Below are 16445 nucleotides of genomic sequence, written 5' to 3'. Positions count from 1 at the left end.
CCAATGACTGAGACCATCCGCTATGAAGTAGACGGCGACGGCATCGCGCTTCTGACGATCGACCTGCCAAACGCCAACATGAATGTTTTCAACGCGCAACTCATTGAAGATCTGGACGCGTGTGTGGACAAAGTGCTGGCCGACGAAAACGTCAAGGGCGCTGTAATCACCTCCGGCAAGGATGCGTTCCTCGCTGGCGCTGACCTCAATATGCTCGGCAGCGCGGACGCCAACCAGACGCCTGAGCAGGCGTTTGAGAACGCTTTCCGTCTGAACAAAATTTTCCGCAAAATGGAAACTGGCGACAAAGACCGCAAGGTACTGATGAAGGAAGGCACCAAGCCTTTCGCAGCAGCCGTGAACGGCCTCGCGCTCGGCGGCGGGTTCGAGCTGGTGCTTGCCTGCCACCACCGCGTGATCTCCGACACCCCTGCCATGCAACTTGGCTTCCCAGAAGTGATGGTTGGCCTGCTGCCTGGTGCTGGCGGCACTCAGCGCCTGCCACGCCTGACGGGCATTCAGGCAGCGGCGCAAGCCATCACCACCGGCAAGCCATATAATGGCCAGATCGCCATGGGCCTTGGCATCGTTCAGGAAATGGTGCCCACCGACCAGGTTGTCGCTAAGGCCAAGGAATGGGTCAAGAAAACGCCATCCGCGCTTGCCCCATGGGACAAGAAAGGCTTCAAATATCCGGGCGGTGCAGGTGCCATGAACCCGGCGGCCGTTCAGACCTTCATTGGCGCGAACGCCATGGCGCAAAAGCAGACACAGCACAACTACCCAGCTGTGGAAGCGATTCTCTCGTGCCTTTATGAAGGAGGCATTGTTGATTTCGACACCGCAATCCGGATCGAGAGCAAATATTTCATGAAGCTCCTCTCGGGCCCTGTGGCACCGAACATGATCCGCAGCCTGTTCATCAACAAGCAGGCCGTTGAAAAGGGTTCGCTCCGCCCCGCTGGGTTTGAGCGCAAGAAAGTGAAGCGCCTTGGTATGCTGGGCGCGGGCCTGATGGGCGCAGGTGTTGCCTATGTTTCCGCAAAAGCCGGCATGGAAGTGGTGCTTCTGGACCGCGACATGGCCGCTGCTGAAAAAGGCAAGGACTATAGCCGCAACCTGGTCAAGAAAGGCATGGAGCGCGGCAAGGTAACCCAGGAAAAGGGCGACGCCCTTCTTGAGCGCATCATCCCGACCGACAATTACGACGACCTGAAGGATTGCGACCTGATCATCGAGGCCGTGTTTGAGGCCGAAGACATCAAGAAGGACGTTACGGAAAAGACCGAAGCGGTTATCGGCAAGGATGTAGTGTTCGCCTCGAACACCTCCACACTGCCGATCACGGGCCTGGCGAAAAACTTCACCCGCCCGCACCAGTTCATCGGCATTCACTTCTTCTCGCCGGTGGACAAAATGCCGCTTGTTGAGATCATCATGGGTGAAAAGACCGACGACGCAACGCTTGCGCTCGCGCTCGATTATGTCTCCCAGATCAAGAAGACCCCGATTGTCGTGAACGACAGCCGCGGCTTCTACACCAGCCGCTGCTTCGGCACCTACGTGCAGGAAGGCTATGCGATGGTCAAGGAAGGCGTGAACCCGGCGCTCATCGAGAACGCAGGCAAGATGGCCGGCATGCCGGTTGGCCCGCTGGCGGTTGGCGACGAAGTGGCGATCGACCTTTCCTACAAAGTGGGCATGGCGACAAGGAAAGCCCTTGGCGACAAATATGTCCCAAGCCCTGCTGACGGGTTCGTTGAAACCATGGTGGAAAAGCTGGAGCGCTTCGGCCGCAAGAACGGCAAGGGTGCCTATGACTATCCGACCGACGGTAGCCCCAAGCACCTGTGGCCTGGCCTTGCCGAGCACTTCCCGCTGGCGGACGACCAGCCAAGCGTTGACGAGGTGAAATCCCGCCTGATGGTGCGCATGGCTGTTGAATGCGCGCGCTGCTTCGAGGAAGGCGTCCTGCGCGACACGGCCTCGGGCGACATCGGCGCCATCTTCGGCTGGGGCTTCGCGCCCTTCACCGGCGGCCCGTTCAGCTTCATCGACACCATGGGCGTGGATGAGTTCGTGGCAGAAGCCGACCGCCTGGCGCAAGCCTACGGTGCCCGCTTCACGCCGCCGCAGCTTCTGCGCGACATGGCCGACAAGGGCGAGACCTTCTACACGAAGGGCGACAGCCGCGGGAAAATCCCGGCCAAGGCTGCGTAAAACAGATCAGCCAGTTAAATGTCAGTTTCTGGCGCTGTATCGAGTATCAAAGGGGTCGCTTAGGCGGCCCCTTTTTGTTAGCGTGCTGGAAACCATGGGGGAAATAATGAAATTCTTGCTCTTTCTGATCGCCGGTTTTCTGATCACAAACTCGCCCGCCACCGCGACACAAAACCCTGCCTCGCTAGAACAAATTAACTACACAGCTATAACACCGCTCAAAGCAATTTATTCTGAGGCCGAGGTCGCAGTTTACACAGCGAAACTCAATAATTGGCTCAACGCAAACATTGATAGAATCTCAGAAGATCGCCTACCCCAAATTCGTGAACACCTGTATTACCTGATCAATTCTCACAATAAGAACCAATATGGCGGGGTTGCAACCGCACCAATAGGCGAACCGGACCTTATATTGGCCACGCTCTTTTCATGGGCGGAGCGGTTAGGTGTTTATGGTGGGTCTATGGTTTATGAAGCAGTCAAGCCATTGAAGATGGGACCAATCCCCTCTTCTCGCCATGTACCAGATTCATTCACTCTCACCTTTGAAAATGGCATGCTTCAAGTTGGCTCCAAAACAGGAGCATGGCATACGCGAGTTCCTTACTATTTTATGGTTGGCGACTTGCGCGATTTCACAGCCAACAATGGCCAACAGACCCAATTGGCGATTATATCCACGGGCTCGGCGCACCATGAAGGCAAAGACGGGCATTCACAAGCGACCCTGATGCTTATCTACACCGCAGATTCTGACGAAGAAAAGTTCAAGTCTTTCTGGACGCAGCAATTTGGAATGTCCGCTGGGACAACCAAACTGAAAATCCCAAGCACACCACTTACCAGCGATCATATTCTGGATGAGGCCACAGCTTTGCACAAAGAATTTGTATCTTGGCCTACATCGAATGGCGTTATCGGCGTCGCATATATGGGGATAAACGGTACATACCAGCATAATCGGCCCCATTTCTCTGAGTTTTTGGCCGCCATTCAGACAAAGTGAGCCCTAGGGAAGGACAGCCCTGTTAGTTGTTTGTTTTGACCTTACGACATCGTTGGCATGGTGCTTGCTGAGCTTTAGATCGAAGAAAACCATATTTTTCAGAAATTTGAGTGTAGGCTTCTTGCATGTTTGACCGCTTTCAGACGGATTTCGACCTCCTTGACCAGAGTTTCGACCACCTTTTTCCGCTTTTCCGTTCGATCACCGGGCCGGGAATTGAGGCGTCCATCGACTATTTCAGGCAATTTATGCCCCTGGAAGTCAAAAAGATTCCTACCGGTTCGGAGGTGTTCGACTGGACGGTGCCGCCTGAGTGGCACTGCAAGCGAGCCCGCCTTTGGGCGCCCGACGGCACGCTTCTATGCGACACAGAGGTGAACAACCTGTCGGTCGTGAACTATGCGGAGCCGGTGGACGGCACCTTCAGCCTTGAAGAACTAGAGCCGCATCTCCACAGCCTGCCCGATCTTCCCGACGCCATCCCGTATGTGACAAGCTACTATAAGCGCACCTGGGGCTTTTGCATGAGCCACGAGACGCGGCAATCGTTGCAGCCCGGCCAGTACCGTGTGTTGATCGAGAGCGACTTCAAGGACGGCGGCGTTCCCTACGCCACGTGCGTTTTGCCCGGCGACAGCGACAGGGAAATCATGCTGACAAGCTATCTGTGCCACCCGTCGCTGGCCAACAATGAGCTGAGCGGTCCGCTGACGCTTCTCGCACTCTATCGCCGCATCAAGGCTTGGCCCAAGCGGCGCTATAGCTATCGCTTCGTGCTAAATCCAGAGACCATCGGGTCTCTTTGCTTCCTCTATGATTATCACAACCACCTTCGGGAAAAGCTGGAAGCGGGCCTGATTGTGACCTGTATCGGCGGCGGCGCACCCGGCCTGCGCTATAAGGCCAGCCGACGCGGCAACAGCCTTTTTGATTCGTTGGCCATGCGCTTCACGAATGGGAAAGAAGAAGGCCCTTTGCCATTCAGCTATATGGATTTCACCCCCACCGGCGGCAGTGATGAACGGCAATATTGTGCGCCCGGCTTTAACCTGCCGATGGGACAGGTGGCACGCGCAGCATATGGATTTTATGACGGCTACCACAATTCGCACGACACCAAAGACTTCATGGGCATCGACAATCTTGTGGAAAGCGTTGACGCGCTAGAACACTTCCTGTCACTTGGTGAGATTGCTGGCAACCCGGTCAATCATTCGCCTTTTGGCGAACCACAGCTTGGGAAACGTAATCTCTACCCCAACATGAATTCCGAAAAGACACGATCGGATTCAAACGATGCCTTGTCAGACGGTCGAACCAGCCTGGAGCGGCTTCTGTGGGTTCTCAATATGGCGGACGGGCAAACCTCCCTTGCGGAAATTGCCGACAAGTGCGGTTGCAGCATTGGCGAGTTGAAGGGCATCATTGAACGGTTGGAAGAAGAAAAGCTGATTTCCTATCACCAGAAGGACCCTGTCTGATGAAAATCGTTTTCTTCACCGGCAATCACAGGCGTCACGCCTTCATGGCTCGCACCCTAGCCGCCACCGGCCACCTGGCAGCCATCATTCGCGAGGAGCGCGCCTTGTTCCTGCCGGAGCCGCCGGAAGATCTCGCACCCGACCTGCAGGCCCTGTACCGAACGCATTTCGAACGCCATATCGCCAGCGAAGAAAAGTTCTACGGCCTGGCCGAATGGCCCGATGTGCCGCTGATGTCCATTGACCCGGCCGACTGTAATAGCAAAGAAGTGCAGGCTTTCATCAAGAAGCAGGCACCCGATCTCTTGTTGTCCTATGGCTGCCACAAGCTGTCGGACGAAACGCTGGCTTGTGCCACGAGCGAGCGCTGGAACATCCATGGCGGCCTGTCCCCCTGGTACAAGGGCGCTATTACTCATTTCTGGCCCAGTTACATGCTGGAGCCGCAGATGACCGGCATGACACTGCATGATCTGACCAACCAACTGGACGCTGGTGCCGTAGTTCACCAATGCGTCGCCGAACTGGTTCGCGGCGATGGCCTGCATGACCTGGCCTGTCGCGCCGTTTTGAGCCTGGCAGCCGACCTGCCTGCGCTTGTCGCGCGCCTCGCGGCCGGGCACGAGATTGCCAAAAAAGACCACAAGACATCCGGCAAGCTTTGGCCATCCGGAGATTGGAGGCCCGAACACCTTAGGATGGTCTATGAAGTGTACGGTGATCGGATTGTCGATATGTATCTAGACGGCAAGATCGAACAGCGCGCGCCGAGCCTGCATCGCCAGCCTCTTTAAGTCGCGCCCCGTTCAGCAAGCCGCTTCTTGATCCGACTAAGGGCCACAGGCGTGATGCCAAGATAAAGCGCGATGTCCTGCTGGGGCACGCGTGACGTCAGCTCAGGCATGCGCTTTAGCAGGCGTCGGTAGCGTTCCTCGGCCGACAGGCACAGAAGTTCATATTCCCGGCGCTCTTTCTTCATCGCAAGTTCCAGGAGCAGGCCGGTCACCATGTCTGATAATGCGGGCGAATGCGCTGCCTTCTCACGCAGGGCACTAAAAGAGAAGCGCATCAATGTGCAATCCTCAAGGCACACAAGGCTGAAGGTATTGGGTTCCGCCGCAACCGCTGCCGTCAGGCTGCCGATCACCTTGCCCTGATCCATGAAAGACTTGATCTGCTCCCCACCGCTTTCTGTCAGGTAATAGGCCTTGAGGAAACCCGCCTTCACGAAATAAAGGCTGCGGTCCGCGTCGCCCTGCCGAAAGACATGGTCACCCCGCACAAACTGGCGCGTCTCTGCATGCTCATTCAGGAATTCGGAAAAATCCATCGCCTCTTAACCCAGGTTAATGCCGCCCCATTGGCCGCGCCTTATGGTCCGCACACAAATAAGGAACAAGCGAGGCGAAAATGCAATTTCAATTGAAGGATAAGCGGATTCTGGTCACGGGCGGCACGTCGGGCGTGGGGCGCGCGCTTGTGGAGATGCTCTGCCATGAAAACCAGGTGATCGTACTGGGCCGTAGCAAAGAGAAACTTCAGAAACTGGCACAGGCCGCGCCAAATGTTACGACCATCCGCGCCGACCTTACAGACCTTCAGGCCTTGCGCGCCGCAATCAAGCACCTGCAAACTTTGGGGCCAATTGATGTCCTGATCAACAATGCCGCCATCCAGCATACGCCCCTGTTCACGGACCCGGGTTTCAACCCAGCATCCATCGCGGAAGAGGTCACGACCAATTTCACCAGCGTCTGCTACCTGATCCATGGCCTGCTGCCCTGCCTTGAGGCCGCAGGAGACGCCCGCATCCTGAATATCAACTCAGCCCTCGGCTTGGTACCAAAGAAAAGCTCTGCTGTTTACTGCGCCACCAAAGGCGCGCTCAACATCCTGACGCAGTCGCTGAGGTATCAGCTTGAAGACACGGGGGTTGAGATTCAGCAGGCTTTCCTGCCCCTTGTTGACACGGCCATGACCACAGGCCGGGGCAGCGGCAAGATATCCCCGTTGGAGGCCGCGCAGGGCATCCTAAAGGGGCTTGAGCGCGGGACTCCGGACAACTTCATTGGCAAAGTGAAATTGCTGATGTTCATCCGCCGCCTGAGCCCGGCACTGGCCGCACGCATCCTGAAGGGAGCATGACATGGCAGCCCTTGTGAAAATATTCCTGATGCTGGCGCTCGCCTTCGCATCAACATTTGTGGTGCTGAAAGCCACTGGCATTCTTTCTGTCGCGCAGATCGAAGGCTGGCTTGATGCCGCCTCGAACCTGTCGCCGGGCCTTGTCGCCGCCATCATCGCCGCCCTTTTGTTTGCAGACCTGTTCATCGCCATGCCAACCCTGACGCTATGCCTGCTCGCGGGCTATTTTCTGGGCTTTGGCGTCGGCAGCATGGCGTCTATCACCGGCCTGACGTTGGCAGGCATAGCGGGCCACGGCCTGAGCCGCCTGTATGGCGACAAGCTTCTCGCGCGCATTGCCCGAAACCCACAGCAAGTGGCTGAAGCCAAGGACATGTTCCAGAAGCACGGTTTCCTGATGATCCTGATCGGGCGCGCCATGCCCATCATCCCGGAAGTGTCAGCCTGCATGTCGGGTATCACGCGGATGCGCTTCAGCCGCTTCCTGACAGCATGGTGGCTGGGCACCGTCCCCTATTGCCTGATCGCGGCCTATGCCGGTTCAGTCAGCACGGTGGATGACCCCATGCCCGCCATCTATGCCGCGCTTACGCTCTCGGCCACCCTTTGGGGCGCCTGGTTCTATTTTCACCGGCGGATATGGGCCAAAATCTGAGCCCACACGCGGCCGGAAATTTGTGCTGCGGAGATTATGGCCTTTACGGAAACCGCCCGTTAAGATGGAGGTAGTCAGGGAGTATATTATGCCGCAGCTATCCATCGATCCCCGGTTTCAGGAACTTGGTTTTGCCGTCCATGTGGGCGCGCTTGATTATGATGTCGCTGTGCGGCCGTCACCGCCGGGCCTTGTTACCTCCATTGAGGACGGCGCAGAGATGCGGCTGCAGGAACTTTTGGGCGAAGCGGCGGCGAGCGACCCGGTGATCGCGAACGTGCGAGCCGCCTTCAAGGCCTGCGGCAAGGACCCGAGCCGCTACCGCCCGTCATCTGAATCCCTGACCCGCCGAGTGATCGCGGGCAAGCCCTTATATCAGGTCAATAATGTGGTCGACAGCGGCAACCTTGTGTCGCTGATGACCGGCATCCCGATCGGCATCTATGACACCGCCAAAATCGATGGCGATATGACGCTGACCATCGGTGCGAAAGGCGACACATACGAAGGCATCGGCCGCGGGCCGATCAACCTTGAGGGCCTACCGGTCCTGAAGGACGACAAAGGCCCCTTCGGCACCCCCTTTTCCGACAGCGCCCGCACGGCGGTGACGGAAGACACCACGCACATCGTAATGGTGCTTTTTGGCCTGAATATCGATATCGCGCACGTGGAAGCGGCAGCCGAGATCGGCGATACGCTGATCACCCGTTTCTGCGCACCGGACTGACCCCAGGGCAACCACCCGCATTTTTTAGCTTGATCCTTCCCTCCAATTATCATTATGTTATTCTATTACGTTAATGAAGTTGGGGAACATCATGCGATTGTTGGTTGGGGCATTGTTGCTGTTGCTGGGGGCTGTCAGCGCCAGGGCGGAAAGCGATATCGAGCTTCTGAACGCCACACTGGTGGCCAAGTTCCATTTCGCGGAAGAGGCACCTGACGGCCAGATGGTGGGGGCTTATCAGGTCAGCTTCCGCAACATTGGCGACACGCCGGTAAGCAAGATCTCCCTCCTTCTCAACCCCGGCCTGCAATTCGACAAAGTTGTGGGTCCAGGCGGCAAGACGCTCAAATTGACCAGCCGGGTTGCGTCCGCAACGGGTATGCGTCCGTTAGAGCTGAACGTCGCCGAGGTGACCCTGCCAAAATCGCTGCGCAAGGGTGAAAGCCGCTTGGAGATCGTAGTGCATTACCGCGGGTATCTGCAGGACCTCTCGCAGACCGGCCTCGTGGGGGTCAAGGAAACGCTGCACCCAGATTTCACCATGATCCGCGCCCAAAGCTTCGGCTATCCTGTGTTCGCAGACGCAGATAGGTTGTCCATCCAAGAGGCGTGGACCCACAAACCCTTTTATCAGGTCGCCTTCCTTGACGTGCCCGGCTTGAACTCCGTGGTCGGCAACCTGAAGATTGCCCAGAAAACCACCGATGGCGACATCACCAAGTTCGAAATGAAAAGCGAGCAACCCACCGGCCTGATGACACTCGCCATAGGGCCTTATAAGTTCATGCCGCAACCAGCGGCAAGCCTGGCGTATATGACTATGGACCAATCATCTGCAGCAGCTGTGGCCGTATCTCTGGAAAGGGAAATATCGAGCCTGTCGAATATTCTGGGTCCACTGCCAAATTCCAAACACCTTACAATCGCCGAAATCCCCGATGGATTTAAACACCCGCGCGACACCGGCCTTGCCCTGCTAACTCTGGATCAGATCAATGTCCCTGATTTGGCGCAAAAAACAGGACGGGTCCATCCAATTGAAGACAATACAGACGATATCTTTCAGGCCAATGGTGTCACTGGTCACCTGTCCGAAGGATTTGTACGATCAAACTTGATCGACCTATGGCGTTTGAACCCAAGAGGCAAGCAGGATCATTGGGCTGTTGGGATTGATCGGTATCTTCAGATTCGACTGAATGAAGAGGTCGCCCTCCCGCACTTGAGAAAAGGCGCTTACAGATCCGTCAGAGAATTCGCGTCCAAAGACCCAATGTTTTCAAAGACACCTTTGACCGAGTATGCAGTTGAAGGATTTGACAGCAAGATCAATACCGTCAGCACACTTACCTTCAATGTATTAGATGAACTCCTCGGCCGCGACGAGTTCTTCGCCCTGGTGCGCAGTATGCGCGCGGACCTGAGCGTCGGCTATGCCGATATGCAGTCTGTCGCAGACCATCTGGATATGCACATCAAAGACAAAAAGGCCCGCAAATTCGCGAACAACTGGTTCCAGAAAGGCCGCATCGGCAAGGATATGGCCAAGGCCGGAAGCTTCGAAGAGCTGGTCGCGCTCTACCGGTAAAAAATCACGGCAGCAAGGTGGCCCCCCGGCTGTTTCGCCCAATATAATGGAGCAGAACAGCCGGGAGGAGCCACGCATGACGTTTGAAACCATCACTGTTGAGATCAAGGACCATATCGCCCATGTGGCCTTCAACCGGCCAGACAAGCTTAATGCCATGAACGGCACCATGTTCGGCGAGATCGGCAAAGCCTTCCGCGAGCTTGATGAAAACCCTTCCGTAAGGGCAGTGATCCTGTCCGGCAACGGCAAGCATTTCACCGCTGGGCTGGACCTGAAGGAAAGCGGCGCGGTGCTGGGGGCAACAGAAGGCGACCCCGCGCGCATCCGTGAAAAGCTCCGCCGTCATATCCTCTGGCTGCAGGACTGTTTCACCGCCATTGACACTTGCCGCGTGCCTGTAATCTCCGCTGTCCACGGTGCCTGCATCGGCGCGGGCGTGGATGTGATCACCGCCTGCGATATCCGTTTGGCGGTTGAGGACGCCTATTTCACCATCCAGGAAATCAACGTGGGAATCGTGGCGGATGTGGGCACGCTGCAGCGTGCCCCGCACGTGCTCCCGTTCGGCATCGTCAAGGAATTGGCCTACACGGGCCGCAAGATGCACACGGACGAAGCCCACAGGTTAGGTTTCCTCAATCATATCGCGAAAGACCGTGACGACTTGCACCAGCAGGCCTTACGGATCGCGCAAGAAATTGCTTCCAAAAGTCCTCTTGCGGTTGCAGGCACAAAAGCTGTACTCAATCATGCACGGGATCATTCGGTTGCGGACGGCCTTGATTATGTCGCCACCTGGAACAGCGGGATGCTCCTTGGCGAAGATCTGATGAAGGCCGCAACGGCTGCGCTGACGCGCCAAAGCGTGGAATTCGACGATCTGATGAAAAGCGACGATCCGGCCTAAGGGCGCACCCTGCCCCACGCCGGTTTTGAGGAACCCATGGGGCATGTCTGTTTCGGTAAAGATTTGCGGCATTACAAAGCCTGAACACGCCAACTTGGCAGCCTTTTATGGCGCCCGCTGGCTTGGCTTTGTTTTCTTCGATAAGTCGCCCCGGAACCTGACGCTCAAGGACGCTGCTGCCATGCGCCGTCAGCTGCCGTCCTCAACTGAACGGGTGGGCCTGTTCGTTAACGCGGATCATGATTTCATTGAGGATGCCTGCGACGCGCTGGATTTGGACTGGGTGCAGCTGCACGGCGACGAATACCCCAATGAGGCACTGATCCTGAAGAACCGCCTTGGCGTATCAATCATCAAGGCAATCGGGGTATCAACGGCAGAGGATATCGATCAGGCTGACATGTTCGCCCCCCACGTGGACGCGATCCTGTTTGATGCCAAGCCGCCGAAAGGGTCTGACCGCCCGGGCGGCAACGCGCACAGCTTCCCCTGGAACCTGCTGTCGGGCAGGGACCTGCCGTACCCCTGGTTGCTGGCAGGTGGCCTGACGCCAGAGAATGTCCGGCAGGCGGTTCAGGAAAGTGGTGCCCACGCCGTGGATGTCTCCTCGGGCGTTGAAGATGCGCCGGGCAAGAAGTCCGGTGAGAAAATTGAAGCCTTCCTTAGTGCTGCGAAAGCCGTAAGGTAGGGTTTCCGGTGGTTTTATGTGAGTTAGGACGTACCAATGTCGCTTAACAGTTATCGTACCGGCCCTGATGAAAAGGGTCACTTCGGAAAATTCGGTGGACGCTATGTCTCGGAAACCCTGATGCCACTGGTGCACCAGGTGGAAAAGGCATACCGCGACGCCATCAAGGACCCGGATTATCTGGCCGAGCTGGACGAACTGAACCGCCAATATATTGGCCGTCCGAACCCGCTCTATTTTGCTGAGCGCCTGACCGAGCATCTGGGCGGCGCCAAGATTTACCTGAAGCGCGAGGACCTCAACCACACCGGTGCGCACAAGATCAACCACGCCATCGGCCAGGTACTGCTGGCGAAACGCATGGGCAAGACCCGCGTGATCGCCGAAACTGGCGCGGGCCAGCACGGCGTTGCCACCGCCACCGTGGCCGCCCGCTTCGGCCTTGAATGCACTGTCTTCATGGGTGCGGTGGACATCGAGCGCCAGAAGCCGAATGTGTTCCGCATGAAGCTGTTGGGCGCAGAGGTGAAACCGGTGACCAGCGGCTCCGCGACCCTGAAGGACGCGATGAATGATGCGCTCCGCGACTGGGTCACCAATGTGCATGACACCTTCTATATCATCGGTACAGTGGCGGGCCCGCACCCCTACCCTATGCTGGTACGCGATTTCCAATCCATTATCGGCCGCGAAACCCGCGAGCAGCTGCAAGCCCAGGAAGGCCGCCTGCCCGACAGCCTTGTGGCCTGTGTGGGTGGCGGCTCGAACGCCATGGGGCTGTTTCACCCGTTCCTTGATGATCCGGACGTGCAGATGTATGCGGTCGAGGCCTCAGGCCACGGCCTGGATACAGACAAGCACGCTGCCTCCATCGCCGGTGGCACACCCGGGGTCCTGCACGGTAACCGCACGTACCTGCTTCAAAACGATGACGGCCAGATCACCGAAGCGCATTCGATCTCGGCCGGGCTCGATTACCCTGGCATCGGGCCGGAGCATGTGTGGCTGCATGAAGCGGGCCGGGTGAACTATGTTTCCGCCACCGATGATGAGGCGCTTGAGGCTTTCCAGCTTTTGTGCCGCACGGAAGGCATCATCCCAGCGCTCGAGAGCAGCCACGCGCTGGCGCAAGTCATCCGCATGGCGCCAGACCTGCCAAAGGACCATATCATCGTCATGAACCTGTCTGGTCGCGGCGATAAGGACATCTTCACAGTGGCAGACGCCCTGGGTGCGGAGATTTAAAGCATGAGCAGACTTTCAAATTGCTTTGAGCGCATGGCCGCAGAAAAACGCGCTGCCTTCGTTACTTTCGTAACCGCCGGTGATCCAACGCATGAGACCTCGATGGAAATCGTGAAAGGCCTGCCCGGCGCAGGTGCCGACATCATCGAACTGGGGATGCCTTTCACCGACCCGTCAGCCGATGGCCCAGCAATCGACAAAGCGGCCCAGCGCGCGCTGAAGGCTGGCGCAAACATGAATCGGACCCTTGAAATCGTGCGTGAGTTTCGCAAAGACGACAACAGTACGCCGATTGTCCTGATGGGTTATTTCAACCCCATTTATGCTTATGGAACCGAAAAATTCTGCACGGACGCAGCCGCCGCGGGCGTTGACGGGCTGATCGTCGTCGACCTGCCGCCCGAGGAAGATGAGGAGCTTCGCCTGCCCGCAAATGCGGCCGGGATCGACGTGATCCGCCTTGCCACACCAACGTCCGATGACGCCCGTTTGCCTACAGTACTGGATGGCGCGAGCGGATTCGTCTATTATGTAGCCGTAGCCGGCGTGACGGGCGGCAAATCTGCTACGGCAGATGATATCGAATCGGCGGTAATGCGTATCAAGTCACATACAGACTTGCCAGTTGCCGTCGGATTCGGTATCCGCACGCCTGAACAGGCCGAAGCCATCGCCCGCGTGGCGGATGGGGCTGTGGTCGGGTCCGCAATCGTCTCCTTGATTGAAACCGGGCTCGATGACACCCACATGCCGAAAGAGGGTATGGTCAAGGACGTGCTGGACTTTACCGGGAAACTCGCAGAAGGTGTGCGGGCCGGGACAAAAGGCTGAAGGGCGCCAAGCGCCAAAAAGGCAGATAAGAGAAGGGGTTGAGACGCATGAGCTGGCTCACCAACTATGTAAAACCGAAGCTGCAAAAAGTACTGAACCCAAAGGAAACACCAGACAACCTTTGGCACAAGTGCAAAAGCTGCGGCCAGATGATCTTCCAGAAAGAATTTGTCGCCAACCAATATGTGTGTGCGCACTGCGACCATCACGACCGCGTACCGCCCACCGACCGGTTCGACAATCTTTTCGATCATGGCACCTACGATCTTATCGACCTGCCAGACGTGACGCAGGACCCGCTGAAGTTCCGCGACACGCAAAGATATTCCGAGCGCCTCAAGAACGCGCGCAAGAAAACCGGCGATGAAGATGCCATCAAGGTTGCTGTGGGCAAGATCGGCGGCGAACAGGTTGTCGTCGCGGTTCAGAACTTCTTCTTCATGGGCGGTTCCATGGGCATGGCCGTGGGCGAAGGCATCATTGCCGGCGCTCGCCATGCACTGAAGATCGGCGCGCCATATGTAATGATGACCGCCTCGGGTGGCGCACGCATGCAGGAAGGCATTCTTTCCCTGATGCAGATGCCGCGCACCACGGTCGCGATCCAGATGCTCCGCGACGCGGGCCTGCCTTACATTGTTGTGCTGACAGACCCGACAACAGGTGGCGTGTCTGCATCCTATGCCATGCTGGGCGACGTTCAGATCGCTGAGCCGGGCTGCATGATCGGTTTTGCAGGCCAGCGTGTAATCGAACAAACCATCCGTGAGAAACTGCCGGAACGGTTCCAGACAGCAGAATATCTGCAGGAACACGGCATGGTGGACGCGGTTGTGCACCGGCATGAGCTGGGCGAAAAGCTGGGTACTATGATCCGCCTCCTGATGGGCGGGCGGCATAAGAAAAAGGCCGCCGAATAAATTTTGTAAGTCTTGACCGGCCGCCGGCATCCAGCCAGGCGGCCTTTCTTTAGGGAGCCCATTCGTGGATACATCGGCCAGCGATGCTGTTCTGGCGCGCCTGATGCGCCTGCACCCCAAGAAGATCGACCTGTCGCTTGGCCGCATGGAACGCTTGCTCGAACGACTTGGTCGCCCGCAGGACAAGCTGCCACCCGTGATCCATATCGCCGGCACAAACGGCAAGGGCTCCACCACCGCTACCCTGCGCGCGATTGCCGAGGCCGCCGGGCACCGGGTGCATGTCTACACCAGCCCTCATCTGGTTCGGTTCGCAGAGCGCATCCGTGTTGCAGGCAAGCTGATTTCCGAAGACGCGCTGACGGAACTATTGGAAGAATGCGAGCAAGCGAACGGCGAAGACCCGATCACTTTCTTTGAAGTGACCACTGCCGCTGCCATCCTTGCGTTCGCGCGCACGCCGGCAGACCTCTGCATCCTCGAGGTCGGCCTTGGCGGGCGTCTTGACGCCACCAATGTCGTGGCAAAGCCTGCCGCCGTGGGCATCACGCCCGTAAGCATGGATCACGAACAGTTCCTGGGCGACACGCTCGCCAAAATCGCGTTTGAAAAAGCCGGCATCATCAAGGAAGGCGTCCCCACGGTCGTTGGCCCACAAATGGGTGAAGCAGCAAGGACCATCCTGGGCGTGTGCGAGAAAAAAGGCGTACAGCCGAAACTTTTTGAGCGTGACTGGCAGGCCAGCATCAAACCACGCGGTGACGGCTTCAATTATGGTGACTGGAAAAGCGAATTTGACCTGCCCATGCCGAACCTTGTGGGCGAACACCAGGTGACAAACGCGGGCATGGCCATTGCCCTTGCGCACGCGCAACAGGCCATCACCATCCCCGATGCCGCAATCAAGGCGGGGCTTGGTTGGGTGCGCTGGCCAGCGCGCCTCCAGGAGATCAAGAACAGCCCGCTTAACGCCATGCTGCCGGAAGGCCATGACCTGTGGCTGGACGGTGGCCATAACCCGGCGGCAGGGCAAGTGATCCGGTCGTTCCTATCAGAAGTGGACCCGGTGGAGCGCGAGATCATTCTGATCCTTGGTATGCTCGGGAACAAGGATGCCAAGGGCTACCTGAAGCCCCTTTCGGGCATCGTCAACCGAGTGATCGCCGTGCCGATCCCGGGTGAGCCGGGTGCCGCGGAACCCGGCTTCCTTGCGGGTGCGGCTACCGACGCAGGCATCAATGGACTGGTGGCCAAGGACGTAACAGCGGCGCTCAAGATGACGGGTGAAAAGGCCCAGGACGAACGCCCGCCTTTTGTCCTGATCGGAGGCTCGCTCTATCTCGCGGGCCAGGTGCTTCGCGAAGCAGGCATCCTGCCGAGCTAAATAGGATAAAAACTGTCATGCTGAACTTGTTTCAGTATCCATACAGTTCGTCTTCCGCGCTGACACCTAAAGCAATGGACCCTGGAACAAGTTCAGGGTGACGCCTTCCGCAACAAAAAAAGGCGCCTGATAGGGCGCCTTTCTCAAGTCTCGATGAAGCGAACGCTTAGAGCGCGCTGTCAATCCACTGCTCAAGCTGGGCTTTCGGCTTGGCGCCCATGGTGGTCGCCACGGCTTCGCCGCCCTTGAAGATCAGCATGGTTGGGATCGAACGCACACCGAAAGACGTTGGCGTCTCTGGGTTTTCGTCGATGTCCATCTTCGCGATCACGATGTCGTCACGCTCGCCGGAGATCTGCTCCAGAACCGGGCCGATCATTTTACAGGGGCCGCACCATGGCGCCCAGAAATCAACCAGAACTGGCTTGTCGGATTTCAGCACTTCAGCTTCAAAATTGTCGTCGGTGATGGTGATAGTCGCCATAACTCTGTCTTCTTTCTTTTGCTCGCCGGGCCGGAACGCTACAAGGCCCGAGCGGAATGTTGCCTCTTTTGTCCGCCTCACTGGCGGCTTGAAAGCTAACGTAAGAACAGGCCCGCGCGGGGTCAAGGTTTAGTAACACGGTCGTGAAAACAAAC

General features: G+C 57.5%; 16 protein-coding genes. 14 read left to right on the top strand and 2 right to left on the bottom strand.

What is annotated here, in order from left to right; genetic code table 11:
* The first annotated feature begins 3 nt into the window (after window positions 1-3).
* From ACFO5Q_RS13155 to ACFO5Q_RS13140, 4 genes are all read left to right on the top strand, one after another.
* Entirely contained in the window at window positions 4-2220 is a 2217-nt protein-coding gene (locus ACFO5Q_RS13155; RefSeq protein ID WP_068143355.1) for a 3-hydroxyacyl-CoA dehydrogenase NAD-binding domain-containing protein, read from the top strand.
* Window positions 2221-2326: 106 nt separating this feature from the next.
* Window positions 2327-3229, top strand: coding sequence for a hypothetical protein (locus tag ACFO5Q_RS13150; protein WP_068143353.1), 903 nt, complete (start codon window positions 2327-2329; stop codon window positions 3227-3229).
* Window positions 3230-3354: 125 nt separating this feature from the next.
* On the top strand, window positions 3355-4710 hold the full coding sequence (locus ACFO5Q_RS13145) for a DUF4910 domain-containing protein (RefSeq protein ID WP_068143351.1): 1356 nt from the start codon (window positions 3355-3357) through the stop codon (window positions 4708-4710).
* Window positions 4710-5504, top strand: a complete 795-nt coding sequence (locus ACFO5Q_RS13140) for a formyltransferase family protein (RefSeq protein WP_068143349.1) — start codon at window positions 4710-4712, stop codon at window positions 5502-5504. Before ACFO5Q_RS13145 ends, ACFO5Q_RS13140 begins: the two co-directional genes overlap by 1 nt.
* Here the strand turns inward: ACFO5Q_RS13140 and ACFO5Q_RS13135 are convergent.
* The gene (locus tag ACFO5Q_RS13135; RefSeq protein WP_068143347.1) at window positions 5501-6040 is read right to left on the bottom strand and encodes a Crp/Fnr family transcriptional regulator; all 540 of its coding nucleotides are present in this window, start codon (window positions 6038-6040) and stop codon (window positions 5501-5503) included. The two genes, ACFO5Q_RS13140 and ACFO5Q_RS13135, sit on opposite strands and share 4 nt — an antisense overlap.
* An 80-nt stretch (window positions 6041-6120) precedes the next feature.
* Here ACFO5Q_RS13135 and ACFO5Q_RS13130 point away from each other — a divergent pair, with 80 nt between their 5' ends.
* The 10 genes from ACFO5Q_RS13130 (at window position 6121) to ACFO5Q_RS13085 (ending at window position 15806) form a co-directional block, all read left to right on the top strand.
* A complete protein-coding gene (locus tag ACFO5Q_RS13130) occupies window positions 6121-6855 on the top strand; it encodes an SDR family oxidoreductase (RefSeq protein WP_068143345.1) in 735 nt (244 codons plus the stop codon).
* Window position 6856: 1 nt separating this feature from the next.
* Window positions 6857-7510 carry a TVP38/TMEM64 family protein gene (locus ACFO5Q_RS13125; RefSeq protein WP_068143342.1) on the top strand — a complete coding sequence of 218 codons (654 nt, stop codon included), beginning with the start codon at window positions 6857-6859 and terminating at the stop codon, window positions 7508-7510.
* An 88-nt stretch (window positions 7511-7598) separates the two neighbouring features.
* Window positions 7599-8240, top strand: a complete 642-nt coding sequence (locus tag ACFO5Q_RS13120) for a B3/B4 domain-containing protein (protein WP_068143339.1) — start codon at window positions 7599-7601, stop codon at window positions 8238-8240.
* Window positions 8241-8331: 91 nt separating this feature from the next.
* Window positions 8332-9828: a hypothetical protein gene (locus ACFO5Q_RS13115; protein WP_068143336.1), complete on the top strand. Its 1497-nt coding sequence runs from the start codon at window positions 8332-8334 to the stop codon at window positions 9826-9828.
* Between the two features lie 76 nt (window positions 9829-9904).
* Window positions 9905-10738: a crotonase/enoyl-CoA hydratase family protein gene (locus ACFO5Q_RS13110; protein WP_068143335.1), complete on the top strand. Its 834-nt coding sequence runs from the start codon at window positions 9905-9907 to the stop codon at window positions 10736-10738.
* A 43-nt stretch (window positions 10739-10781) separates the two neighbouring features.
* Entirely contained in the window at window positions 10782-11426 is a 645-nt protein-coding gene (locus tag ACFO5Q_RS13105; protein WP_068143333.1) for a phosphoribosylanthranilate isomerase, read from the top strand.
* 36 nt (window positions 11427-11462) lie between these two features.
* A complete protein-coding gene (trpB, locus tag ACFO5Q_RS13100; RefSeq protein ID WP_068143331.1) occupies window positions 11463-12671 on the top strand; it encodes a tryptophan synthase subunit beta in 1209 nt (402 codons plus the stop codon).
* A 3-nt stretch (window positions 12672-12674) separates the two neighbouring features.
* Window positions 12675-13502, top strand: a complete 828-nt coding sequence (trpA, locus tag ACFO5Q_RS13095) for a tryptophan synthase subunit alpha (RefSeq protein WP_068143329.1) — start codon at window positions 12675-12677, stop codon at window positions 13500-13502.
* Between the two features lie 47 nt (window positions 13503-13549).
* Entirely contained in the window at window positions 13550-14422 is an 873-nt protein-coding gene (gene accD, locus ACFO5Q_RS13090; RefSeq protein ID WP_068143327.1) for an acetyl-CoA carboxylase, carboxyltransferase subunit beta, read from the top strand.
* A 64-nt stretch (window positions 14423-14486) separates the two neighbouring features.
* The gene (locus ACFO5Q_RS13085; protein ID WP_156431840.1) at window positions 14487-15806 is read left to right on the top strand and encodes a bifunctional folylpolyglutamate synthase/dihydrofolate synthase; all 1320 of its coding nucleotides are present in this window, start codon (window positions 14487-14489) and stop codon (window positions 15804-15806) included.
* Window positions 15807-15972: 166 nt separating this feature from the next.
* Here the strand turns inward: ACFO5Q_RS13085 and trxA are convergent, their stop codons facing one another.
* Entirely contained in the window at window positions 15973-16371 is a 399-nt protein-coding gene (gene trxA, locus ACFO5Q_RS13080) for a thioredoxin (protein ID WP_331709186.1), read from the bottom strand.
* Window positions 16372-16445: the final 74 nt, after the last annotated feature.

Origin of the sequence: Kordiimonas lipolytica (assembly GCF_042651265.1) — a bacterium.
Classification (GTDB): Bacteria; Pseudomonadota; Alphaproteobacteria; order Sphingomonadales; family Kordiimonadaceae; genus Kordiimonas; species Kordiimonas lipolytica.
This window is presented reverse-complemented; position numbering and strand designations above follow the sequence as displayed.